The organism is Salinivibrio sp. MA440, from assembly GCF_001996265.1.
GTDB lineage: Bacteria > Pseudomonadota > Gammaproteobacteria > Enterobacterales > Vibrionaceae > Salinivibrio > Salinivibrio costicola.
Map to the genome: position 1 here is coordinate 1 of NZ_MUFI01000009.1, position 21,706 is coordinate 21,706.

At 52.6% G+C, this 21,706-nt stretch carries 20 protein-coding genes; 13 read left to right on the forward strand and 7 right to left on the reverse strand.

The features are described 5' to 3' along the window. Positions 1–18 precede the first annotated feature (18 nt). Complete coding sequence (locus BZG80_RS04320) at positions 19–540, forward strand: GNAT family N-acetyltransferase (protein WP_021023572.1); 522 nt, start codon at positions 19–21, stop codon at positions 538–540. Positions 541–662: 122 nt separating this feature from the next. On the opposite strand, the gene BZG80_RS04325 is transcribed toward BZG80_RS04320, so the two are convergent. Beyond that, the gene (locus BZG80_RS04325) at positions 663–2,294 is read right to left on the reverse strand and encodes a glycoside hydrolase family 13 protein (RefSeq protein WP_077576736.1); all 1,632 of its coding nucleotides are present in this window, start codon (positions 2,292–2,294) and stop codon (positions 663–665) included. Positions 2,295–2,511: 217 nt separating this feature from the next. On the opposite strand from BZG80_RS04325, the gene BZG80_RS04330 reads away from it, so the two are divergent. From BZG80_RS04330 to BZG80_RS04360, 7 genes are all read left to right on the forward strand, one after another. After that, positions 2,512–3,438, forward strand: a complete 927-nt coding sequence (locus tag BZG80_RS04330; protein ID WP_077678811.1) for a LysR family transcriptional regulator — start codon at positions 2,512–2,514, stop codon at positions 3,436–3,438. 236 nt (positions 3,439–3,674) lie between these two features. Continuing rightward, the gene (zwf, locus tag BZG80_RS04335; protein WP_077460712.1) at positions 3,675–5,177 is read left to right on the forward strand and encodes a glucose-6-phosphate dehydrogenase; all 1,503 of its coding nucleotides are present in this window, start codon (positions 3,675–3,677) and stop codon (positions 5,175–5,177) included. Further along, entirely contained in the window at positions 5,174–5,899 is a 726-nt protein-coding gene (gene pgl / locus BZG80_RS04340) for a 6-phosphogluconolactonase (RefSeq protein WP_077460713.1), read from the forward strand. Before zwf ends, pgl begins: the two co-directional genes overlap by 4 nt. 11 nt (positions 5,900–5,910) lie before the next feature. Next, on the forward strand, positions 5,911–7,359 hold the full coding sequence (gnd, locus tag BZG80_RS04345; RefSeq protein WP_077460714.1) for a decarboxylating NADP(+)-dependent phosphogluconate dehydrogenase: 1,449 nt from the start codon (positions 5,911–5,913) through the stop codon (positions 7,357–7,359). A gap of 113 nt (positions 7,360–7,472) precedes the next feature. Beyond that, positions 7,473–7,754 carry a DUF134 domain-containing protein gene (locus tag BZG80_RS04350; RefSeq protein ID WP_021023566.1) on the forward strand — a complete coding sequence of 94 codons (282 nt, stop codon included), beginning with the start codon at positions 7,473–7,475 and terminating at the stop codon, positions 7,752–7,754. 338 nt (positions 7,755–8,092) lie between these two features. Beyond that, complete coding sequence (locus tag BZG80_RS04355; RefSeq protein WP_077678812.1) at positions 8,093–8,617, forward strand: NifB/NifX family molybdenum-iron cluster-binding protein; 525 nt, start codon at positions 8,093–8,095, stop codon at positions 8,615–8,617. Continuing rightward, entirely contained in the window at positions 8,610–9,020 is a 411-nt protein-coding gene (locus BZG80_RS04360) for a PaaI family thioesterase (protein WP_077661548.1), read from the forward strand. Before BZG80_RS04355 ends, BZG80_RS04360 begins: the two co-directional genes overlap by 8 nt. 10 nt (positions 9,021–9,030) lie before the next feature. Here the strand turns inward: BZG80_RS04360 and BZG80_RS04365 are convergent, their stop codons facing one another. From BZG80_RS04365 to BZG80_RS04375, 3 genes are read right to left on the reverse strand one after another with little or no spacing between them, the layout of a single operon-like run. Then, complete coding sequence (locus BZG80_RS04365) at positions 9,031–10,002, reverse strand: L-threonylcarbamoyladenylate synthase (RefSeq protein ID WP_108744100.1); 972 nt, start codon at positions 10,000–10,002, stop codon at positions 9,031–9,033. Positions 10,003–10,010: 8 nt separating this feature from the next. Further along, the gene (locus tag BZG80_RS04370) at positions 10,011–12,458 is read right to left on the reverse strand and encodes a DUF2309 domain-containing protein (RefSeq protein WP_077678813.1); all 2,448 of its coding nucleotides are present in this window, start codon (positions 12,456–12,458) and stop codon (positions 10,011–10,013) included. Next, positions 12,458–13,825: an NADH-quinone oxidoreductase subunit L gene (locus tag BZG80_RS04375; protein ID WP_077678814.1), complete on the reverse strand. Its 1,368-nt coding sequence runs from the start codon at positions 13,823–13,825 to the stop codon at positions 12,458–12,460. Before BZG80_RS04375 ends, BZG80_RS04370 begins: the two co-directional genes overlap by 1 nt. Positions 13,826–13,924: 99 nt before the next feature. On the opposite strand from BZG80_RS04375, the gene BZG80_RS04380 reads away from it, so the two are divergent. After that, entirely contained in the window at positions 13,925–14,857 is a 933-nt protein-coding gene (locus BZG80_RS04380) for a LysR family transcriptional regulator (protein ID WP_077577156.1), read from the forward strand. On the opposite strand, the gene BZG80_RS04385 is transcribed toward BZG80_RS04380, so the two are convergent. Both BZG80_RS04385 and BZG80_RS04390 read right to left on the reverse strand, forming a co-directional pair. Continuing rightward, on the reverse strand, positions 14,793–14,954 hold the full coding sequence (locus tag BZG80_RS04385; RefSeq protein ID WP_077577157.1) for a DUF2256 domain-containing protein: 162 nt from the start codon (positions 14,952–14,954) through the stop codon (positions 14,793–14,795). The genes BZG80_RS04380 and BZG80_RS04385 overlap by 65 nt on opposite strands. Next, complete coding sequence (locus tag BZG80_RS04390) at positions 14,944–16,554, reverse strand: FAD-binding domain-containing protein (RefSeq protein WP_077678815.1); 1,611 nt, start codon at positions 16,552–16,554, stop codon at positions 14,944–14,946. The genes BZG80_RS04385 and BZG80_RS04390 overlap by 11 nt, the downstream gene beginning before the upstream one ends. A gap of 240 nt (positions 16,555–16,794) precedes the next feature. Between BZG80_RS04390 and BZG80_RS04395 the strand changes: the two genes are divergently transcribed. The 4 genes from BZG80_RS04395 (at position 16,795) to BZG80_RS04410 (ending at position 21,226) form a co-directional block, all read left to right on the forward strand. Next, on the forward strand, positions 16,795–17,574 hold the full coding sequence (locus BZG80_RS04395; RefSeq protein ID WP_021023558.1) for an ABC transporter ATP-binding protein: 780 nt from the start codon (positions 16,795–16,797) through the stop codon (positions 17,572–17,574). Beyond that, on the forward strand, positions 17,571–18,440 hold the full coding sequence (locus BZG80_RS04400; protein WP_077678816.1) for an iron-siderophore ABC transporter substrate-binding protein: 870 nt from the start codon (positions 17,571–17,573) through the stop codon (positions 18,438–18,440). The genes BZG80_RS04395 and BZG80_RS04400 overlap by 4 nt, the downstream gene beginning before the upstream one ends. Continuing rightward, on the forward strand, positions 18,437–20,404 hold the full coding sequence (gene fhuB, locus BZG80_RS04405; protein WP_077677081.1) for a Fe(3+)-hydroxamate ABC transporter permease FhuB: 1,968 nt from the start codon (positions 18,437–18,439) through the stop codon (positions 20,402–20,404). Before BZG80_RS04400 ends, fhuB begins: the two co-directional genes overlap by 4 nt. Positions 20,405–20,491: 87 nt before the next feature. Continuing rightward, the gene (locus BZG80_RS04410; RefSeq protein ID WP_077678817.1) at positions 20,492–21,226 is read left to right on the forward strand and encodes an SDR family NAD(P)-dependent oxidoreductase; all 735 of its coding nucleotides are present in this window, start codon (positions 20,492–20,494) and stop codon (positions 21,224–21,226) included. A 17-nt stretch (positions 21,227–21,243) separates the two neighbouring features. Here BZG80_RS04410 and BZG80_RS04415 read toward each other — a convergent pair whose 3' ends face one another. Further along, positions 21,244–21,549, reverse strand: coding sequence for a DUF6482 family protein (locus BZG80_RS04415; RefSeq protein WP_077678818.1), 306 nt, complete (start codon positions 21,547–21,549; stop codon positions 21,244–21,246). Positions 21,550–21,706: the final 157 nt, after the last annotated feature.

Below are 21,706 nucleotides of genomic sequence, written 5' to 3' on the forward strand. Positions count from 1 at the left end.
ATTATCAATAGTTTAAATATGAAAGTCTGCCCAGAAATCGAAGTGTCGAACGCACAGCATGAGGCTATTCAAGCGCTTAGAAACAAGGCATTTCCTGACCACCAAGTTTCCCGTTCTTACTATAAGCAGCTTCTCCACATGCGAGCTTTGCAGTACCAAGGTAATCAACTGATTGGTTGTATGGGCTTGGACTATAGGGCAGTGAATGTCGGTGGTGAGGTGTATAAAGTGTTAGGCGTGAGTGATTTTTGCATCGACAGCGCTTGGCAAAGAAAAGGGATTGGCTCGGGTATGCTGGCGCAACTGACTGACTATGCCAAAGACAAAGATGTTGATTTCATTATTCTCATCTCTGAGCTGCACGATTTTTATGTGGCTAATGGCTTTCAGCTTGTCGAGTCACATGCCTCTTGGCTACGCATTCATGAACACACTAACTATGGTGTTGCGGTCGAGTATGTCGATGAATTATATGTAAAACCGATGACAGACAAATCATGGCCAGCAGGGCATATGGATTGGCTTGGGTATATGTATTAATGCCTTCTGTAGACGTCGTTTATGGCGTGTAAGAGGGGTGAGTCGGCTTTGGCTTCGCGCCTGCAGCTATCTGCAGGCGCGACCCGATTATATTGATGGTATCGGCAGACGAAACGCCCTTGCTATTGCATCACTGCAAACGACTCATAAGGGGCCAGTTTGTAGGTGGTGCTTAACTGTTTGACCGGATCCATGTTGTAGCTAAGGCAGGTTAAGGCCTTATAGCGCCAGTGTTCGGGGAGGGTGATGGTTTGTTTTTGCTCACTAAAGTTGCTGACCACGAGAATACGGTGGGTATCGTCGAAGCGCTCGTAGGCGATCACATCAGGGTGGGCTTCTTCCACAGGCGCAAACTGGCCATGTGCAATCACTGGGTATTGCTTGCGCAGCTTAATCAGCTCACGGTAGTGATAGAGCACCGAGCCGCTATTTTCAGTTGCCCGTGCCACATTGATGGTGGTGTAGTTAGGATTAACCGGTAACCATGGTGTTCCTTGGGTAAAGCCTGCTTGCGGTGCGTTCTCCCATTGCATTGGAGTACGGGCGTTATCGCGACTGTTTTGGTAGACCGCCTCCATCATGGTGTCTGGATCAACGCCTTCTGCAACACGCAAGTCGTAAAAATTGCGGGTTTCGATGTCTTGATAATCGTCGATAGACGGGAAGGCGACATTGGTCATCGCAATCTCTTCCCCTTGGTAGATATAGGGCGTGCCTTTCATTAAGTGCAAGGTTGTGGCGAGCATTTTTGCTGAGCGTGTCCGGTACTCTCCGTCGTGACCAAATTTAGATACGGCGCGGGGCAAGTCGTGGTTGTTCCAAAACAGTGAGTTCCAACCGCTATCGGCCAGCTCTTGTTGCCATTTGAACAGTACCTGTTTAAGGGCGGCGACATCCAGCGGCACGGGCTGCCATTTATCGCCGTCTTTCCAGGTCGCGGTAATGTGTTCAAATTGGAACACCATGGAGAGTTCATTGCGTTCCGGTGCGCTATAAAGTTTGGCGATCTCCGGCGTTGCGCCCCATGTTTCGCCGACGGTGAGCAAGCCTTTGCCGCCAAATGTTGCTTGGTTCATCGCCTGCAGCAGAGGGTGAAGGCGCGGGCCGTTGCCAGTGATGCCTTTGTCGATCTCTTTACCAATTAAATCTATTACATCAAGGCGGAATCCCCCAATGCCTTTGTCAATCCACCAGTTCATCATCTTATACACGGCGTCATGGACGGCGGGGTTTTCCCAGTTCAGATCGGGCTGACGTTTGGAGAACAAGTGAAAGTAGTACTGCTCGGTGTTTGGCTCCCATTGCCATGCGCTACCACCAAAGATTGAGCCTTGATCATCCGGCGCACTGCCATCGGGTTTGGCATCACGCCAAATGTAAAAGTCGCGATAGGGACTGTTTTTGTCTTGAAGCGCAGCTTGGAACCAAGGGTGTTCGTCGGAGGTGTGATTGACTACCAAATCCATCACGATTTTGATGCCGAGCGAGCCGGCTTTATCAATCAAGCGCGTCATGTCTTCCATGGTGCCAAATTCAGGCGCGATCGCGCAGTAATCGGAAATGTCGTAGCCATTGTCATCCATCGGCGATTGGTACACCGGTGATAGCCATAACACATTGACGCCGAGCCAATGTAAGTAATCGAGTTTCTCGATAATTCCGTTCAGATCGCCAATGCCATCATCATTGGTGTCGTAAAAACTACGTGGGTAGATTTGATAAACAACGGCATCATGCCACCAAGCGTACTGCATACCCATTACCTCTTTGTTTTTATCAGTTTGAACACGCGTTCGATAATGGATATGAATGTACCTGCCCAAGACGGGGATTAAAAATAGATAACTCTCTCTTTGTTATAGCTATATGGCTATACCAAAGAGTGAAAATAAACCTATTTAACGGCTATGATTGATGCGAGTAAGTGTTTTAAACTATAACGGTTAAAGCAAAAATGTGAACGGTGATGCAATGGACGTAGAAAAAGCGGCAAGTTATTTTTTGGCTGTGGCTGAGAGTGGCAGCATCAAAGCCGCAGCGTTAAAGCTAGGGATCAGTCAGCCTACATTGACCGCGCAAATCCAAAAGTTAGAACAGCGTCTATCAAGCCAATTATTAATAAGGCATCCGCGTGGCGTCAGTATGACGGCTGCTGGCGAGCTTTATTATCAGCACGCAACGGCCCAACACGCTGCGCGCCAACGATTACAAGCACAGTTGCATGTGCTACAAGCCAGAGAAGCCGGACAGGTTAAGCTAGGGACGGGAGAAGCCTGGTGGCCTTTGTTTGTCGAATCGGCGGTGGTGGCGTATCAAGCCGAGCATCAGTGTTCGGTGCATATTGAGTTTGGTAATCGGTTGGCATTAATGTCATCGCTTTTAAATGGCGATATTGATGTTTTTATTGGCCATGAAATCAGTGAACTAATTGCCACCAGTCAGGTGCGTTTTACCCCTTTGTTCCAAGATACAGAAGCTTGGTTTGCACATCAGGATCATCCTTTGTTTGACCAATTGAAGTGCCACCATCAGCCGGTGTTGTCAGCGCATCTTTTTGACTGGCCATTATTGCGAGTGACACCCGATCATCCTCGCCATGCCCATTTACTTTCTCGTCCTTTACCACCGTTGCTAAACCTTCACCCGCATGCCTTTGATCTCGACTCACTCTCAGCCAGCATCTCGTTGTTGCAACGTACGCATGCTGTCATGCCTTACACCGATAAAGCCGCGTCATTTCTCGGCGCTAAGGGAATTAACATGCTTTGGGTTAATGCAGAAAAACGGGGCAACGTGGGTGTTTATACCGCGTACGGGGCGACAAGCGATAAAGTCTCGCAGTTCGTTACGTGTCTGCTGGAAAGCGGGACTGACTGGATGGCGAGCGATGTCGATTGAGCACCTCTTACCAGTGTGGGGCAGCTTATTGACGAATAAAGTGCTAGACTAGAGTGCTTTTGTCGCACATTGAATTGGTCGTGCTGGCTGCAAATGTAGGGATGAGTTAGCCGGCTCCATATTTCAGTGGCGACATCAATGGCATCAATAGGTAGGGCCAATTACCAATTTGGCCACTGCGCTGCTAATTTGTGGCGCAAATCACATGCAGTACCTTTATTATCAAAGGAAAGATGATGGTAATTCCAGAAAACAGCAGTATTGTTATTTTTGGTGCATCTGGCGATCTCACCTTCCGCAAGCTGATCCCAGCCCTGTATCATTTGTATGCGAACAAACAGCTGCCTGCGTCTTTCGCAATTCTTGGCGCAAGCCGCACCTTCTATAGTGACGAGTCGTTCCGTGACAAGCTCCGTCGCTCGATGCAAGAGCTTGAAGAAACCGATCCTGCCACGCTCGACGCCTTTATGGCGCACGTGCATTATCAATCGTTCAATATCTCTGACACCCACGAATATGGCGCGCTAACAGGGCGTTTAGACGAATTGTCCGAACAATATGGTTTCACCCAGCGTAATACGCTGTTTTATCTTGCTACGCCGCCGAAGCTGTACAACTTTATTCCTGCCTGTCTAGCCGCACATGGCCTGAATGATGAAAGTAACGGTTGGAAACGCTTGGTGGTCGAAAAGCCGTTTGGTTACGACTTAGCCTCCGCTCGTCAGTTAGACAAAGACATTCACGCCTACTTTGCAGAGCATCAGATTTACCGTATTGACCATTACTTAGGCAAAGAAACGGTACAGAATCTGTTGGTTTTCCGTTTCTCCAATGCGATGTTCGAGCCGCTTTGGAATCGCAACTTCATTGACTATGTTGAAATTACCGGTGCGGAGCATCTTGGCGTAGAAGGTCGCGGTGGTTATTACGACCAGTCGGGCGCGGTTCGGGATATGTTCCAAAACCACCTATTGCAAGTGTTGTCGCTCGTGGCGATGGAGCCGCCTGCACAGATCAATGCTGATGCAATGCGTGATGAGGTGTTTAAAGCGCTGCAATCGCTTGAGCCGCTCTCTGAAGACGACTTGCACAATAACTTGGTGCTGGGCCAGTACACTGAATCGCAAGTTGGCGGCAAAGCATTACCCAGCTATCGTGATGAGCCAGGTGTGGCGGAAGACTCGCGCACAGAAACCTACGTTGGTCTTAAGATGTTTATCAATAACTGGCGTTGGAATGGGGTGCCATTTTACGTGCGCACCGGTAAACGCTTACCGACGCGCGTGACCGAAGTGGTGATCCACTTTAAACAGACCCCGCATCCCGTATTCGGCAAAAATGCGCCCGAAAACCGCTTGGTGATCCGTATTCAGCCCGACGAAGGCATTCAAATGAGTTTCGGCCTGAAAGAGCCGGGTGCTGGCTTTAACGCCAAAGCGGTAAACATGGATTTTCATTATACGTCGCTGGAAGAAACCCAGATGCTGACGGCTTACGAGCGTTTATTGCTTGATGCCTTAAAAGGCGATGCAACCTTGTTTGCCCGCAGTGACGCGGTGGAAGCCTGCTGGCAGTTTGTTGAGCCAATTCTCCAATACAAGGATAATGGCAAAGCGCTATATGGTTATGCCTGTGGCACTTGGGGGCCGAAAGAAGCCGACCACTTGCTGGCGCGAGACGACCATGCGTGGCGTTTCCCCTGCAAAAACCTCACAGACACGGAATACTGCGAACTATGATCAATGCCCGTATTTTTGATGACGCCGACGCGGTGGTCAATCACTTAGCTGACGCGATGCAAGCGTTCAGCGAGCAAGATCGTGCCGTACACATCTCGCTATCTGGTGGCAGCACGCCCAAAATGCTGTTTAAGCGTTTAGCCAGTGATGACTACGCCACGGCGATTCAGTGGCAAAACTTGCATTTTTGGTGGGGCGATGAGCGCTGTGTGGCACCGGATGATGCCGAGAGCAACTTTGGCGAAGCCGACAAACTACTGTTTAGCCAGATTCGCATTCCAGAAGAGAACATTCATCGCATTCGTGGTGAAGACGATCCGGACGTGGAAGCCGCGCGCTTTAGTGCGGAAATGCAAGCGCTGATCCCAAGCGAAAACGGCACGCCTGTGTTTGATTGGGTCTTGCTGGGTGTCGGTGGCGATGGCCATACCGCCTCGCTATTCCCGCACGATCCTCAGTATGACAATACCGCACTGGCGCTGGTGGCCTCGCATCCTGAATCGGGTCAAAAGCGTGTATCAAAAACCGCCCGTGTGCTGCGCGCGGCGAAGAAAATCAGTTATCTGGTGTTGGGTGAGGGCAAGCAAGCGATCGTGAATGAGATCGCCACGCACGAGCCCACTCAACTGCCATATCCTGCCGCCAATATCCGCAGTGCCAAAGGCACGACGGAATGGGTACTCGATGCCGCGGCAGCAAAAAAATTACCAGGACAGAATTAATGGAGAGCACGATGAAAGGTGATATTGGCGTAATTGGTTTGGCGGTCATGGGCCAAAACCTTATCCTCAACATGAACGACAACGGCTTTAAAGTCGTGGCACATAACCGTACCGCGGCCAAAGTCGATGAGTTTCTTGAAGGCCCAGCCAAGGGCACTAACATCGTTGGCGCTTATTCGCTGGAAGAACTGGTTGAGAAGCTAGAAACGCCACGTAAAGTGATGCTGATGGTTCGTGCCGGTGATGTGGTCGATACCTTTATCGACAAACTGACGCCACTGCTTGAGAAAGGCGACATCATTATTGATGGCGGTAACACCAACTATCCAGATACCAACCGTCGTGTGGCAGCACTGCGTGAAAAAGGTATTCACTTCATTGGTGCCGGTGTGTCTGGCGGTGAAGAGGGCGCACGTTTCGGGCCGTCTATTATGCCAGGCGGCTCAGAAGAGGCGTGGCCAGCGGTGAAGCCTATTTTCCAAGGTATTGCAGCGAAAACCGATACCGGCGAGCCATGTTGTGACTGGGTCGGCCGTGATGGCGCCGGCCACTTTGTGAAAATGGTGCACAACGGTATCGAGTATGGCGATATGCAGCTGATCACCGAGGCGTATCAGTTCATGAAAGACGGCCTTGGCATGAGCCATGATGAGATGCAGCAAGTCTTTACCGACTGGAACAAAACCGAGTTGGATAGCTATCTGGTCGAGATCACCTCGGACATCTTGGGTTATAAAGACGAAGACGGTGAGCCTTTGGTTGAGAAAATCCTCGACACCGCGGGTCAAAAAGGCACCGGTAAATGGACTGGGATTAACGCGCTGGATCTTGGCATTCCGCTGACCCTGATCTCTGAATCGGTATTTTCGCGTTGCTTGTCAGCATTGAAAGATCAGCGTGTCGCGGCAGAGAAGCTATTTGAAAAACATATCCAGCCGGTTGATGGTGACAAAGCCGAGTGGGTTGATGCGCTGCGTCAAGCGCTGCTGGCGTCAAAAATTATCTCTTACGCGCAAGGCTTTATGCTGATGCGTGAAGCGTCAAACGAGAACGGCTGGGATCTCAACTACGGCAACGTCGCGCTGATGTGGCGTGGCGGCTGTATTATCCGTTCGGCCTTCTTGGGTAACATCCGTGATGCCTTTGCTAAGGATCCTGACTTGGCCTTCTTGGGCTCAGATGCGTACTTTAAAGGGATCTTGGATAACTGTTTAGCGGCATGGCGTAAAGTGGCGGCGAAATCGATGGAAACCGGTATCCCAATGCCATGTACCACATCGGCGCTGACCTTCTTGGATGGCTACACCACAGCACGTTTGCCAGCCAACCTGCTGCAAGCGCAGCGTGACTACTTCGGTGCGCATACCTATGAGCGTCTTGATCAGCCACGTGGTGAGTTCTTCCACACCAACTGGACAGGCACTGGCGGTAACACCGCCTCGACGACGTACGACGTGTAACGTGACAGACTAAGTCACTGCTCGTAGCAATAAATAGAAAAGGGATGCATTGGCATCCCTTTTTGTTGGCATAAGCAAAAAACTCACTTAGCATAGGCGAAAAAGGAGACCCTATGCCGCGCCCTAAAATGCCCCGCCGTATCTGCGGAAAACCGCATACCAATTGTTTTAAACCCAACGCCATTCCACTCAGTGAGCTAGAGACGGTGACCATAGGTTTGGATGAGTTCGAAGCCATGCGCCTTGTTGACCATCAAGGGATGCAGCAACTGCAAGCCGCGGAAGTCATGGGCGTATCTCGTCAAACGTTAGCCAACCTGGTTAAACGCGCCCGCGCCAAAACCACCGCCTGCCTCGTAGAAGGCAAAGCACTGGTGTTTGAGTCAGAAGAGTAGTGTTGGGTTAATCATTTACAAAAAAAGGTCTGTGCTGAATGTGACTAACCAAGGTGCTTTTATGGTTTACTAAACTGTATTTTCACGTCAATGATTGCCGTGAAAATAGGTATTTTTAAACTAATGCTTCCATTTAGTTATTGTCATTCATCATGCGACTTAGCAAGGATGAGCGCGTGTTCGAAAAAGTATTTTGTCGCACGACGTTGCAGCTTGATTCGAACACTCTCCACGTCTTGACGTGACTTTCTTCATTTTTCTCTCACAGAATAGTTTGCATATGCCACAAATGAGGCGTATTTTTAGCATATGCCATTTATATAAAGAGAGAACGGAAGATGACAATTGTTATTGCGATGACCCAAGACCGTCCTGCGGGACATTTTATGAAGGCCGAGCACTTTGCGCTGTTTGACGACGATGGCCAAGCACTCGCTCAGTTCGCCAACCCACGTGTAACAGAAGGTTGCGGTGCCAAAAACGCCTTGATAGCGATGCTGAAAGCTAACCAAGTAACACGTGTGGTGACCCGTCATATTGGCGAGAATGCGTTAGCGGGATTACTTGATGCTGGCTTACATGTTTATCAGTTAACCAATGGTCGCCTAAATCCTACCCAGTGGTTGTCGCCTGCGTACTGGCAACCGCTTACGGATGCGAGTCAAGGGCGGCCGGCGTTGCAGCAAATGAAGCAACAGCAACAACAGCAACAACCACAACAACGGAAAGCAGCGTGTCATTCAGGACGTGGAAGAGGGTGTGGCGCGCAAGGTAGCGGTCTAGGTGGTCAACATCGAGGGTGTGGCAAGCGGCAAGGTAAAGGCGGTCACGCTAGTGGACAGGGTTGCGGTTGCCATGAGTGAATTACGTGTGATGCCGCCACGGTCGCATCATCAGTGTGTGGCTTGCAGTGACAACGGGCTGTTTAATCTTAGATTTTACCAAGACGATGAAACTGCAGTGAGCGCAAAAGTATGGTTAGAAAGTACTTGGCAGGGATATCAAGATCAGCTACACGGTGGGGTAATTGCGACGCTTTTAGATGCGGCGTTGACCCATTGTACCTTCTTGTTTGCCCCGCAAAGTGTGACAGCGTCACTTAATATTCGCTATCACCATCCAGTGCCCGTTGCCGTTGAGGCTGAGGTACGTGCTTGGTGTGTGAAAGCGAAACACGGCATGAGTCAGTTGGAGGCAACACTTACCGTTGCAGACACTGTGTGTGCCACTGCAACGGCAAGCTTTATGCAAACACGCGCGTTGTGAGCGTCAAAAACTAGCTGACGGCGCGGCGCAGGCGATCATGCACGGCTAGCCATGCTTCGCCATGAGGGGGCTGGGCGAGCCAGATTTCATCGACGCCCAGTTGGTCGGCTTGGGCGAGTTGGTGATATAACGCTTGCCCATAGCGTGCGGCGTCATCCGGCATGGCAATGCAGACCAGATCATCCCGTGTCGGGGCTTCGCCAAAGTGAAGCAAGGCCGCGCGTTTTTCAGGCTGGGGCGCAGGGAGATCAGACAAGTCCGCAGCCACCATCTGCAACCGTGTGTTGGGTTGGTAATGGCTTCCCACATTGCCGGGCACCACGGTGTCGTGCTGCTCGGGGGCGTCGACCGTTTCACCCAGCACGGCGCTCAGCTCGCTGGCGGTGATTGGACCGGCACGAAGTACGCGGAAGGGGCGCTTGGTAAGATCGACAATGGTCGACTCCAGCCCATGTTGGCAAGGGCCGCCATCAATGACTGCCGCAATTTTTCCGCCTAAACCATGCACCACTTGCTCTGCCGTGGTGGGGCTGAGCTTTTTATACGGGTTCGCTGACGGGGCGGCAACGGCAAGTTGATGGGTGGCGAGCAGGTCCAATAACACAGGTTGCGCGGGCACGCGAAGCCCAATGGTATCCAATCCACCCGTGACTACCGGTGAAACATGCTCGGCTCGTGGCAGCAGCAGCGTCATCGGCCCTGGCCAGAAGGCATTCGCCAGCTTATATGCTTCATCAGGGATCTGCGTTGCCCACTCGGTGATCGATGCGACGTCACCGAGATGCACAATCAAAGGATGATTGGCGGGTCGCCCTTTGGCGGTAAAAATGCCCGCGACGGCGTCTGGATTGCTGGCATCCGCTGCCAGACCGTACACGGTTTCTGTAGGCACCGCGACTTGTTCGCCGGCTTTCAGTAGCTCGGCGGCTTGTGTTAGGTCCGTTGAACACTGCGCTGAGAGAAGTTGCGTTTTCAACGACATGCTCCGTTTTATTTTGCTACGTTCAGGTGATACCACTGACCCGAGCGATCGCGTTGCCATACTGCACCTTGCGCATCAATTTGCATCAAGTACAGCCAGCCGTGATTCGCCAGCGCGGCTATATCGTTATGGCGTGCAAGTATACTATCAATTGCCTCCCGAGGGGCAGCGATAAATACGCTTAATCGCACTGGCTGGTGGCGATATCGACGGCCATCGTGCACGGATTGATGCGATAAGCCAATTCGCAAGTCACCACCATTCCCTTCAAACACCCCAATATGGCCACCCACGATGTTGTGCAGCAATTTGTTTCCGCTGCCAAATTTTTCCGGTGCGGTAACAGAAGCAAAGTACTGCAAGTTGATCCAATTGGTCACCACCATGGGCGCGGTGAGGATTGCCGTAAGCTGGCTAAAGTCACTGTCTCTATGCCAGTCGTAGTCGTGTAAAAAGCTGCGACCTTGCAAATTAATCTGTCGAGACAGGGTGCGCGGGCCCACGATTAACGCGGCGTTGTCACACAGTCCCCATTCAGGGCGCATTTGTGCCCAATCTTTGGCCCGTGTAGCAAAGAAGCGTTTGAGCTTGGATGGCTGGGTAGGCGTTTGATCAAACTGGTTGGCGCGGGTTGCACGTGCTTGCTCGCTCGCAGCGGCAAGCCACGTTTGCCATTGGGCATGCTCTTGAGCGTGAAAGACATCCAGTGCGTCGGTGGTGGTGTTGTGCATGGCGGCATAAAAACGGGTGCTGGCGGGAATCGTTACGCCTTGCTGTGCCATGGCATCACGCACGTCGGCATCGTTAAGAAGCTGTGCGAGTACGCGGACATTCACCTCACCGGTTTGTCCACCGCAAGCACCACAGTCAAGCCCTGCTGCATGAGGGTTGTTACAGGTTTCACTGCCATGACCCACCAACAAGACGGCATCGGCTAAATGGTCAGCAATGCCCATGGCGCGCAAGATACCAGCGCCTAGCTCTGCCTTTTCTGCTGCGCTTAACGGCATGTTGTCAAGGGTGAGCGCCCAATCACTGTCAGTATGACTGAGTCGATTTAGCGGGTTTTCGGTGCCAGAAATGCGCAATGCGCGCTTTAACAAACTCACCAGTTTCAGCATGCCACCGGCTTCGACCATGCCTAAATTGGCGGCGGGCGCATCAAGGCTACGTTGCCAGCCGAGCTTGGTCATCCGCAACCAGCGTTCGGGGGTGGCATGGGTTTGTGAGGCGGTGATCGCCGGTGCCAATAAGCCGGGCAGTTGCGGGCGTTGAATCTGGCTATCAGTGGGTTGATAGGCGATCGGCAAGCCAAAAAAGCCAGCAAAGCCAAGGGTTTGAATCCGATCAGATTGTGCTTCTAACGCGCGACGCATCGGTTCAGAGCGCACATCGATACAAAACACAGCTTGCAGCGTAGGCGAGGTGGCGAGAGTGTCGACACTGGCCTGCGCGGACAAGGCGTGTGCCCAAGGGCGCTGCTGACTGATTTCCAGCGCTTGCTGCCAAATCCACAGTGGCGCGAGCTGTTGTTGTGCTTGGTGATACCAATGGCGCACATTCACCGCTTGGTGGTGCATGGACTGGCGAATGCTTGCCCACGCCGCTTCACGGTGTTTAGCAAGCCAGCGTGCCAGCACTGTATCCCAAGCGAGTAAAATCGCGAATAGGCCCATGCCATGATCTTGTTGTTCACTGTCACTGAGCTGTTGCTGCCAATCTAACCAAGCCTGCCAGCTTGCCCAACCTGATAAACCATGCATCAGCGCGTGGCAATAGGCCAAGTTACCGTTTGGGTCATGAAGGATCGGTTGCCAAAAGGCGGCCGCTTCAGCGATCAGGGCATCCATTTGGATAGGCAGTGCGGCGAAATCGGCGAGCAAATCTACGCCAGTGAGGGTTTTAATGCCTTTATCTTGGCTCACCACACTCAACCAGCATTGATAAAGGTGTTCACCGCCTTGGCCTTGGGCATCAAAGCGCTGTGGGTATTGGTGATAAAGCGCGAGAAACTGGCTCACTTGCTGCTGGATTTCTTGCTGCCACGATAAGCCTTCTTGTGTTTCCCGAGTGCGGTCACACAACTCAGCCAATGGCTTCCAACGCGGGAGGTTACTGCTATGAATGCGCAGTGCACGCAGACAATCATTCACTGTTAATGCGCTGCCAGAGGTTGAAATGGCCTCGGCAAGGTGTGCCTCACTAATGGGCGATTGCCAATGCGACAGATAGTACGCCGACGGCATTAGCGGACAGTGGCCACTTAACACCGCTTGCTCAGCAAAGACTTGCTCAATGGGGGTAAAGCGTTGCGGCCACCATGGGTTCACCGCAATCATTTGATCCAACGGCCAGCTTGGCGCAATCGCTACGACCGCTTGCTGGGTGGCATCGCGAAAATCGCTCACATCGAGGGACTCAGGGTGTGCAGATACGTTGGGCGTTTTCGCAATCATTAACGCGTCTCCTTATGCGGTTGCCATTGGGTCGTTTGTAGTTGGATTAAAGAAGCACTCGGCCACCATTTGAGTGTTAGGCGCGTCGCCCACTCATCAAGGTAAGCCCCGGCGTTCAGCCAAATAAACAGGCGGTTGACCCACGCTTTGTGAGGCCAGTACTGGACCGCCAGTGATAGAGCAAACAGCGTGATAAACAGCACCAGCGCAAAGGCATCGGCAAATAAATAGGTGGCATTTCCACCCGCGACAAACACAATCAAGCTATGTTTAATGGCGGCGTAGAGCCCGAGCAGGCCAAGCGCAAACACGCTACTGAGCAGCACGCGTGTCGGGCGAGCAGCGCCTGGGCGGGTAAAGGCCGGTAATAGCAGCATGGTCATCGCCATCCACAGCAACCAACCGGCTGCAAAACTATTTAAAATACCGACACTCAGGTGCACGGCGACAATCAAACCGGCGGTGGTGGCCATCGCGGCAAGCCAATGGCAGCGACGCGGAACTGAGGCGTCGGCCAGTTGGGTTGCTAGCCAATGATTGACGCCATTGCCGCTGTTGAGGAAAGAGAACGCCTTGTAGAAAGAGTGCGCCAGTAAGTGCAGCAGTGCCAACTCATAAAGGCCTAGGGCGATTTCAACTAACATCAGACCCATTTGTGCGACGGTCGACCACGCCAGTTTTACCTTAATGCTCACGCGTGTCAGGCTCACCAGCCCTGCCACCAGGGTACTGACACCGGCGATAACCAGCAGTGCAAAGCTGGCACTGGGGCTCGCCGCGAGCACTGGCGCGAACAGCATCAATAAGATCCCGCCAAGATTCACAATGCCAGCGTGCAACAAGGCAGAGACAGGCGTAGGTGCTTCCACCACTTGAATGAGCCAGCCGTGCAAGGGCAGTTGCGCGCACTTAATGATCGCCACACCCACCAGCATAAAGGCGGCGATGCTTACAGTCAGCGTGTGAGGCTGCTGGCTGACTTGAAACATCAATTGGTCAATCTGCGCGGTTTGGTAGTGGAAAAATAACAATAAAAATGCGCCACCGAGTAGCAATTCGCTAAAGCGGGCGAGCAGCATTTTTTTGTGTGCCGCGAGTTGGGCGCGAGGCCGATGCGGATAGAAAAGAATTAAGCGACCCAATGAGAGGCTAACCGCCACCCAAGCAAGCCAAAACAGCAACAGGTGATTGCTGACTAAAACCAACAAGACTGCCGACAAGGTGAGCAGTAAGGATAAAAGAAAACGGTGTTTGTCGGTTTGGCCTGCAAACGCGGTGGCACTGTATCGCCAGATAACACCGCCAAGAAGCGCAACCAGTGCCAGCAGCACCAGTTTGAGCGGCGTGACGAGAAATAGGGATAACATGACTTACCTCACAGCAATAGTTATGCGAACCATTGTGAAAACTTACTACAATTAAGTAAAATACATAATAAATTACTTTTCATTCTGTTTTAGAGAACGATGAGCCGACTTAACTACCATCATTTGTATTATTTTTGGCAGGTGGCACGCCATGGCAACCTGACCCAGACCGCCCGTAACCTGCATATTTCGCAGTCGGCGCTGTCGTCACAAATCAAGCAGCTTGAGCAGGCGATGCAGGTGCAATTGTTTGAGCGGCAAGGTCGTACATTGACGTTGACCGAAAGTGGCTATCAAGCGATGAACTATGCCGAAGAAATATTTCGCCAAGGGGAAGAGCTTGAGCAGTTGTTATCCAGTGGCGGGGCGCTGTCCAGTGCCACGATTCGCATTGGCACCTTATCGACCATGTCGCGGAACTTTATCGAGCAGTTTATTCAGCCGTTGGTGAATCAACGGGAGTGCCGTTATGTGTTGCAGTCGATGGATCAAACCGGCTTGCTCCATGCGCTGTCTGATCACCAGCTGGATTTAGCACTGACCAATATTGCGGTGCGTGGCACCAATAAACAGATTTGGCAGTATCAGCAACTAGCGCGCCAGCCAGTGGCGGTGATAGGTTGGCCGGGTAAAGCTTTGTCGCCCACCTTAGACGCCAGCTATCAACACCAAGCGTGGGTGTTGCCTTATGGCGATAACCCAATTCGCTCGGGGTTTGATGCCATCTCTGCGCAATATCAACTCAAGCCTTACATCATGGCAGAAGCCAATGATATGGCGATGCTGCGCCTTTTAACCCGAGACAATGATGCGTTAGCGGTGATGCCCGAAGTGGTGGTCCGCGATGAGCTAGATAGTGGTATGCTTACCCGCTACGCTTTACTGCCGAGTGTGTATGAGCCGTTCTATGCGGTATCGATTAAACGTCAATGGGTACACCCGAAATTGAATTCGCTTTTAGATGCGTTCAGTGCGTCGCCGCTCGCGCATGGCGACGACCTTCCCGGCGGCAACGGTCAGAGCAATACCTAACGTCGTCCCAACAGCGTGCCCACTTTTTACGCCACGTAAACGGGCGTTCGCACATCAAACATATCTTGCTGGGGAGGTGTGGCTTTTTATGCGCCATCTGGGTTGCCTCCAGTGGATTGAGTGGCAGGTAAACGTGATTTTTTAGTGCGCTTTTCTGCGTGCCCCGGGCTTTTTCGTTGTTCAGGGCTGTTTGTTGGCTCAGGGCTGTTTGTTGGCTCAGGGCTGTTTGTTGGCTCAGGGCTGCTTGGACGCACATGGGTGGCGAGGATCCGTGCTTTTTCGATACGAACCGCGTCTTGTTGACGAAACGACCATAAAATATCACGCGCACGTTTGCCAGTTTGTTCGATATCGACAATGGCTTTCGGGTAATCTTCGCCAAGCACCACGCCGTACATCATCGCTTCCATATCGGTCATTTGCCACGGGGTGTGGATCAAACTGTCGGGCAAGGGAGAAAGCTCAGGTAACCATTCACGAATAAATGCCCCTTCCGGATCTTGCTCTTGCGATTGTTTCACTGGGTTATAAATGCGCAAGGTATTTGCGCCCGTTACGCCAGCCTGCATTTGAAACTGGGGGTAATGAATACCGGGCTCAAAATCGAGAAATAGCTGCGCCAAATGATGGACACCGCGGCGCCAGTCAATCAGTAGATGGTGGGTTAAAAAACTGACCAGCATCGCCCGCATACGAAAGTTGATATAGCCGGTGGCGTGTAGGCAACGCATACAGGCATCGACGAGCGGATAACCGGTATGACCTTGTTGCCATGCGAGCAGATGCGCATCGCTCTGCGGACCGTTCGCGTACTCAAAATGTAAGTAACCTCGATTGACGGGCCGATGCTCCATGTGATGCTCGCTTTCAAATTTCTGCATAAAATGACAGTGCCAATGCAAACGCGACACCATGGCTACCAGCGCACGCCGCCAACCCTTTTTCTGCCAATGGAGGAGGGTGATTTGATACATCTCGCGCACGCTGATGTTATCCCAAGCAAGATAGGGTGACAGTCGCGTACAGCTTTTGCGGCTGGCGAGCGGTTTAGAGATATGGCGCTGATAGCGTTGCCCACGCTCGCGGAAAAAAGACTGCAAGGTTTTATACGCCCAACTCGGGCCGCCGGGTTGAAAGCGTGGCGCGGGAGAATCCCACTTGTGGTGTTCGAGCGCGGGTAGCGTGAGTGATGTGTCTAGCCAGTGCGCTTGTTGCCAATCGGGATCAGCAAGAGGGGCACGCATCACCTTTTGCCATTCTGCATCCCAATCGACTCGGCTTTTAGCGCCGCGGATCACCGACCCGGTAGGATATTCATGCCATGGGATCTGATGGCTTGCCAGCCATTTCGCCACCGCTTTATCGCGAGAAAACGTCGCGTCGACGCCAATTTCTTGATGGCTATACACCGCGCCAATCGCTTGTTGCTGGTGGATGGCCTGAAGCACCGACACCGCGTCGCCTTGGCTTATGGTGACATGACCGCCAAGCGGTGCCAGCTGTTGATTAAGATCGCACAGGGATTGCCAGACAAATCGCCAATGGCGCTCGCAGTGGTGCGGATCGTTGAGCAGCAGTGGCTCAAACAGGTACAGGATCACCAAGGGACGCCCCGCTGCAATGGCAGCTTGTAAAGGGGCGTGATCCCGCAGGCGTAAATCGCGTTTTAACCACACAAGGCTGATGGGCGGGGACATAGGGCTCTCGACAGTAGTAACAACAATCTTCTATTCACCTTTGGCGATACGAGGCTGAATGGTGTTTGGATCCCTGATGGTGACGTGGTTGAGGTCTAATTTCTCTCATTAACAAGCGCTAAGCGCACAAAGCGAAATCAAAATGGTTTGCATTTGCTTTTTAGGCATCGGAAAATTACCAACTGTAGAATTAACTGACAGGCGCATCCCGCGCTTGTACTTAAGCAGTAGGATCGGGATATGTTAGAGGCAAAGGACGTTGCGTTTGCCGTCAACGGAAAAGTGTTGCTTGATAAGGTGAGCTTGTCGTTTACGCCAGGAAAAATCTGTGCGTTGGTCGGCCACAATGGTTCGGGCAAATCGACGTTGATAAAGCTGTTAGCGCAGCAACAGGCAACCAGCAGCGGACAGATCGCATTAGACCAAAAGCCCTTGTCGAAATGGTCAGAAAAAGCGTTTGCGCGCGAGGTGGCGTATTTGCCACAGCATTTACCGGCAACAGATAACTTAACTGGGTATGAGTTGGTCAGTTTTGGTCGCTATCCTTGGCATGGCTTGCTGGGGCGGTTGACCAAAGCCGATCACCAAGCGATCAACGAGGCAATGGCGCTCACCGGTACCCAAGATTATGCCGAGCGCTTGGTCGATACCTTATCGGGCGGCGAGCGCCAACGGCTATGGATTGCGATGCTGCTGGCACAGCAAACGCGTTACTTACTGCTCGATGAGCCGCTATCTGCACTAGATGTAGCCCACCAAGTTGAAGTGATGACCTTGGTGCGAAAACTCAGCCGAGAGCTGGATAAGTCCATCATTATTGTGGTGCACGATATTAATATGGCGGCGCGTTTTTGTGATGAGATTGTCGCCTTGCACAGCGGGCAAGTCCTGACTCAAGGTGCGGTTAGTGATGTGTTTCAAGAGTCGGCCCTCAAATCGATTTATGGTATTGAAATGCCGATTGCCGATCATGCCGCCGGCTATGCGGTCGCTATGCCGGGGGAGTTATCGCCAGTATGATCAAGTCCTCTTTTCTGACGCTTATGGTCTGGCTGACCGCGGCCATGATGTCAGCGAGCGTCAGCGCGTCGCCTCGTATTCTCTCGCTGGATTGGACCCAAACTGAAACCTTATTGGCCTTGGGGGTGACGCCCGTCGCGGTCGCGCAAAAGGCGGATTACAATTCGTGGGTGAAATCCCCGCCCATTCCAGAAAAAACCGTTGATATTGGGCTTCGCACCCAGCCGAACATGGAGCGTTTGGCCGAGCTTCATCCCGATAAAATTCTAATTTCACCCATTTTTAAGGCGATGACGCCCAAGCTAAGTACCATTGCCCCGGTGAGCTCAATTCCTCTCTATGAAAGTGGGCTAAGCTGGGCATCGCTCAAAACCGTGACGCGGCAAATTGCACATGAGGCCAACCGTCCGGAGGTCGGTGAAACCCTGATTGCCAATGCGAAACAGCAATTGGCGAGCTTGCGCGATACGATCCCCGGTGAACAGCCCCCGCTGCTGATGATCCAGTTCCTAGACCCCAACCATGTGCGGGTGTTTGGGACCAACAGCTTGTATCACGCCGCCATCAGTGAATTGGGGCTCAGCAATGCGTGGCAAAACACCACCAACAGTTGGGGGTTTAGCATGGTTTCCACCCGCGAGCTGCTAGACCTTGATGCGCAGCTGGTGATTGTGCGCCCGCTCCCCGCGGGTGTGGAGCAAACCCTTAAGACCAATATGTTTTGGCAATATTTGGTTAAACGTACGGGACGTACGCCATTGATGATTGACCCCGTATGGAGTTTTGGTGCGATTCCATCGGCGTTACGCTTTGCCCGCCTTGTGACCGTGGCATTGACCGACCCTGAACAAGGGGAGCAGTCATGAAACTGAAACTATTATGGGTACCCTTGGCGTTACTGACGGCACTGTTAAGCCTCGCCTCCACTCAATTGGGGCAGTGGGATGTGAATGTTTCCATGCTTTGGCAGTCGTTGTGGTCGCTGGATGACAGTGCGTCGATTGGGGTGGTGATGCATTTAACCTGGTGGCCGCGCTTGGTCACCGCATTGCTGGCGGGGACGTGTTTGGGGCTGGCCGGTACCTTGATGCAACAGGTTTTGCGCAACCCCTTGGCCTCGCCCTCTACGCTGGGGGTGGCGAATGGCGCCAGCTTGGCGCTGATGCTAGCTACGCTTTATGCCCCTTGGCTATTGACTTGGTCGAGCGCGATGGTGGCGATGTCTGGCGGGGTGCTGACTATGCTGGTGGTGTTTGCGCTGGCATGGCGACGCGGCCTATCGCCCACCGTGGTGGTGATCGCGGGTTTGATTCTAAATCTATACTGCGGTGCGCTCAGCACTGTACTGCTGTTGATGAATCAAGAAGCGCTACACGGCATGATGGTGTGGGGCGCGGGCTCGATGGTGCAAACCGACTGGCACAGTGTGCAAGCCTTACTGCCACGTGTTGGATTGGCGGTCGTGTTGATCCTTGCCTTATTAAAGCCGCTCAACGTCTTGAGTCTTTCGGATGAAGGAGCGAAAAGCTTGGGCGTATCACTGGCGAAAATCCGCGTAATTGCTCTGGGGCTATCGGTGCTTCTGACCGCGTGGGTGGTTAGCTTGATTGGCGTGATTGGCTTTGTCGGTCTCGCCGCGCCCGCGATTGCGCGCTTATGTGGCGCACGTAAGCTCATCACCCGATTGAGCCTGGCGATGATTTTAGGCGCATTGATGTTGGCAGCCACCGATTTGGCTGTCCAACTGTTACCTGGCCGCCGGGCCATGATGGTGCCCACTGGGGCGGCGACGGCAGCGTTAGGGGCGCCTCTTCTTTTGTGGTTGTTGCCACGGGTGTCACTGGGGAATCGTCAACGCCAACAGATGCAATCGGGATCGCCCGCACCGCGTCAGGATTGGCCGTTAGGCCGAACGTTGATGTTACTGGTGTTAGGTGTGGTGATTTTTGCCACCGTATCGCGTCAAAGTGAGGGCTGGCAGTGGCTGGCGCTCAGCGGCGATTGGTCTTTGTTGGAATGGCGCTTGCCACGCTTGCTGGCGGCGGCATTGGCGGGCGGTGTGCTTGCTGTTGCCGGTGCCGTGCTTCAGCGTTTAAGTGCCAACCCGATGGCGAGCCCTGAGGTGATGGGGATCAGTGCCGGCACGGCGCTGGGGCTGATTGTCACTATTTTTGCGGGCATGGGCGCGTCTATGCTGAGTTTGTATGTCGGGGGATTAATCGGTGCCGGCGCAACCTTGGCGTTGATTGTACTACTCAATCACAAAACCGGCTTCCAGCCAGAAAAGGTGTTGCTCACTGGCGTAGCCATTGCCGCACTGATGCAAGCGGTACAGAGCTTCTTGATGGCGGGCGGCGATCCTCGCGCGTATCAAGTCCTCGCTTGGATTTCAGGCTCAACCTATTATGTGACCGACAGCACAGTGACTACATTGGCCTTGGTTGCGGCGGTGCTGGTAGCACTGGGATTGATGTGTCAGCGGTGGCTCGATATTTTGCCGCTCGGTGGCGAAACTGCTCAATCGCTAGGGGTAAAGGTAGGGCGTGCCCGCATGCTGTTGCTGGCCCTCGTCGCGGTCATGACCGTCAGTGCCACCTTGGTGGTAGGGCCGCTTAGTTTTGTCGGCTTGATGGCTCCGCATATTGCGCGCAGTTGGGGTGCGAAAAATGCCCGCGCGCACATGATCACCGCCGGATTGATTGGCATGGGATTGATGCTGTTTGCCGATTGGCTAGGACGACAATGGCTGTATCCGCAAGAAATGCCAGCTGGGATCATTGCTTCCTTGATAGGCGGGCTTTACCTCATGGTTGTGTTACGTAAGCTATAGTTTTAACGTACGGTGATCGACAAGATCGCCTCATCCCTAACTAAAGAGATGCAGTTTGCATCTCTTTTTGTTTGAGGAGCCAAGAGAATGAACAGTGATTCCATGCAGCGTGTGGCGGTTGTCGGCGCAGGTGGCGCGATTGGTGAAGCTTTTTGCCGCGCATTGCTCGACAAGCCATCCATTCAGCAAGTCTTTGCCTTGGGGCGTGACCCCGCGCCACTTGCTGAGATAAGTGAAAAAGTCACCCCGGTGACGGTGAACATTCGCGATGAAGCATCGATACAAGCAGCGGCCGAGCACATCGATGATAACAGTTTAGATATGGTGATCATTGCTTCGGGAATGCTCCATGATGATTCGGTCAGCCCAGAAAAACGCCTCGCGGCGTGCAGCAGTGAGGCCATGCACCAGCTTTTTGATGTGAATGCCGTTGCGCCGCTGCTGTTGAGCAAACATCTAGCGGCCAAACTGAAACGTAACGCTGAGGCGAAGCTCGCTATCTTGTCGGCGCGCGTGGGCAGTATTAGTGACAACCGTGCGGGCGGTTGGTACGCCTATCGTGCAAGTAAAGCGGCGGTGAACATGCTGATCAAATGCATGAGCATTGAACTTGGCCGCCAGGACAAATCATTGACCGTGGTTGGTCTGCATCCGGGGACCGTCGACAGTCATTTATCCGCGCCATTTCAAGCCAATGTTAAGCCAGGCAAATTATTCAGTCCGGCCCAATCGGCTGGCTACTTATTGTCGGTATTGGATGGCCTCGACAGTCGCCATACTGGGCGGCTGTTTGCATGGGATGGAGAAGAAATTGCCCCGTAGGTTGGGGCATTGTTGAGTTATTTCCAATGCAATGGCTGCTCTAGGGTCGATAAAGGCTTTTCCGTGCCAAGCCCTATCATTTCGTCATACGCCGTGTCAGTGACTAACACGTATTGCGCGGCGTTAATCCATTCAAAATCATCTTTCACCGCTAGCAAGCTGCGGGACAGATAGGGCTTATCGCCGTGGTAAATCAGCTTCTGCTCCACCGTATCGCCGTGACGCAAAAAGGCTATTGCTTGATATAACATGCCATCAATGCCGCGGATCTGAATCTTGTCAATGTTGTCGTAATTTATCAGTTCGCTCAGTTGTAAATTCATCACTCGTCCCTGCAGTTAGGCCTTTCTCAACCACTACGAGCCATACAAGCACGCGGATCCCTCGAGGGTGAGGCATTACCCGTAGCGACAGCCTTTTGAATGCACAATGTAAAATAAATGTTACGCAAAGGTAAAATTGAAACCGAGGTGAGGAGAT

Bases quoted from the DNA above. Each gene is read 5' to 3' on its own strand.
- BZG80_RS04320 (WP_021023572.1), top strand. From the start codon at position 19: ATGAAAGTCTGCCCAGAAATCGAAGTGTCGAACGCACAGCATGAGGCT.
- BZG80_RS04325 (WP_077576736.1), bottom strand. From the start codon at position 2,294: ATGCAGTACGCTTGGTGGCATGATGCCGTTGTTTATCAAATCTACCCA.
- BZG80_RS04330 (WP_077678811.1), top strand. From the start codon at position 2,512: ATGGACGTAGAAAAAGCGGCAAGTTATTTTTTGGCTGTGGCTGAGAGT.
- zwf (WP_077460712.1), top strand. From the start codon at position 3,675: ATGGTAATTCCAGAAAACAGCAGTATTGTTATTTTTGGTGCATCTGGC.
- pgl (WP_077460713.1), top strand. From the start codon at position 5,174: ATGATCAATGCCCGTATTTTTGATGACGCCGACGCGGTGGTCAATCAC.
- gnd (WP_077460714.1), top strand. From the start codon at position 5,911: ATGAAAGGTGATATTGGCGTAATTGGTTTGGCGGTCATGGGCCAAAAC.
- BZG80_RS04350 (WP_021023566.1), top strand. From the start codon at position 7,473: ATGCCGCGCCCTAAAATGCCCCGCCGTATCTGCGGAAAACCGCATACC.
- BZG80_RS04355 (WP_077678812.1), top strand. From the start codon at position 8,093: ATGACAATTGTTATTGCGATGACCCAAGACCGTCCTGCGGGACATTTT.
- BZG80_RS04360 (WP_077661548.1), top strand. From the start codon at position 8,610: ATGAGTGAATTACGTGTGATGCCGCCACGGTCGCATCATCAGTGTGTG.
- BZG80_RS04365 (WP_108744100.1), bottom strand. From the start codon at position 10,002: ATGTCGTTGAAAACGCAACTTCTCTCAGCGCAGTGTTCAACGGACCTA.
- BZG80_RS04370 (WP_077678813.1), bottom strand. From the start codon at position 12,458: ATGATTGCGAAAACGCCCAACGTATCTGCACACCCTGAGTCCCTCGAT.
- BZG80_RS04375 (WP_077678814.1), bottom strand. From the start codon at position 13,825: ATGTTATCCCTATTTCTCGTCACGCCGCTCAAACTGGTGCTGCTGGCA.
- BZG80_RS04380 (WP_077577156.1), top strand. From the start codon at position 13,925: ATGAGCCGACTTAACTACCATCATTTGTATTATTTTTGGCAGGTGGCA.
- BZG80_RS04385 (WP_077577157.1), bottom strand. From the start codon at position 14,954: ATGGCGCATAAAAAGCCACACCTCCCCAGCAAGATATGTTTGATGTGC.
- BZG80_RS04390 (WP_077678815.1), bottom strand. From the start codon at position 16,554: ATGTCCCCGCCCATCAGCCTTGTGTGGTTAAAACGCGATTTACGCCTG.
- BZG80_RS04395 (WP_021023558.1), top strand. From the start codon at position 16,795: ATGTTAGAGGCAAAGGACGTTGCGTTTGCCGTCAACGGAAAAGTGTTG.
- BZG80_RS04400 (WP_077678816.1), top strand. From the start codon at position 17,571: ATGATCAAGTCCTCTTTTCTGACGCTTATGGTCTGGCTGACCGCGGCC.
- fhuB (WP_077677081.1), top strand. From the start codon at position 18,437: ATGAAACTGAAACTATTATGGGTACCCTTGGCGTTACTGACGGCACTG.
- BZG80_RS04410 (WP_077678817.1), top strand. From the start codon at position 20,492: ATGAACAGTGATTCCATGCAGCGTGTGGCGGTTGTCGGCGCAGGTGGC.
- BZG80_RS04415 (WP_077678818.1), bottom strand. From the start codon at position 21,549: ATGAATTTACAACTGAGCGAACTGATAAATTACGACAACATTGACAAG.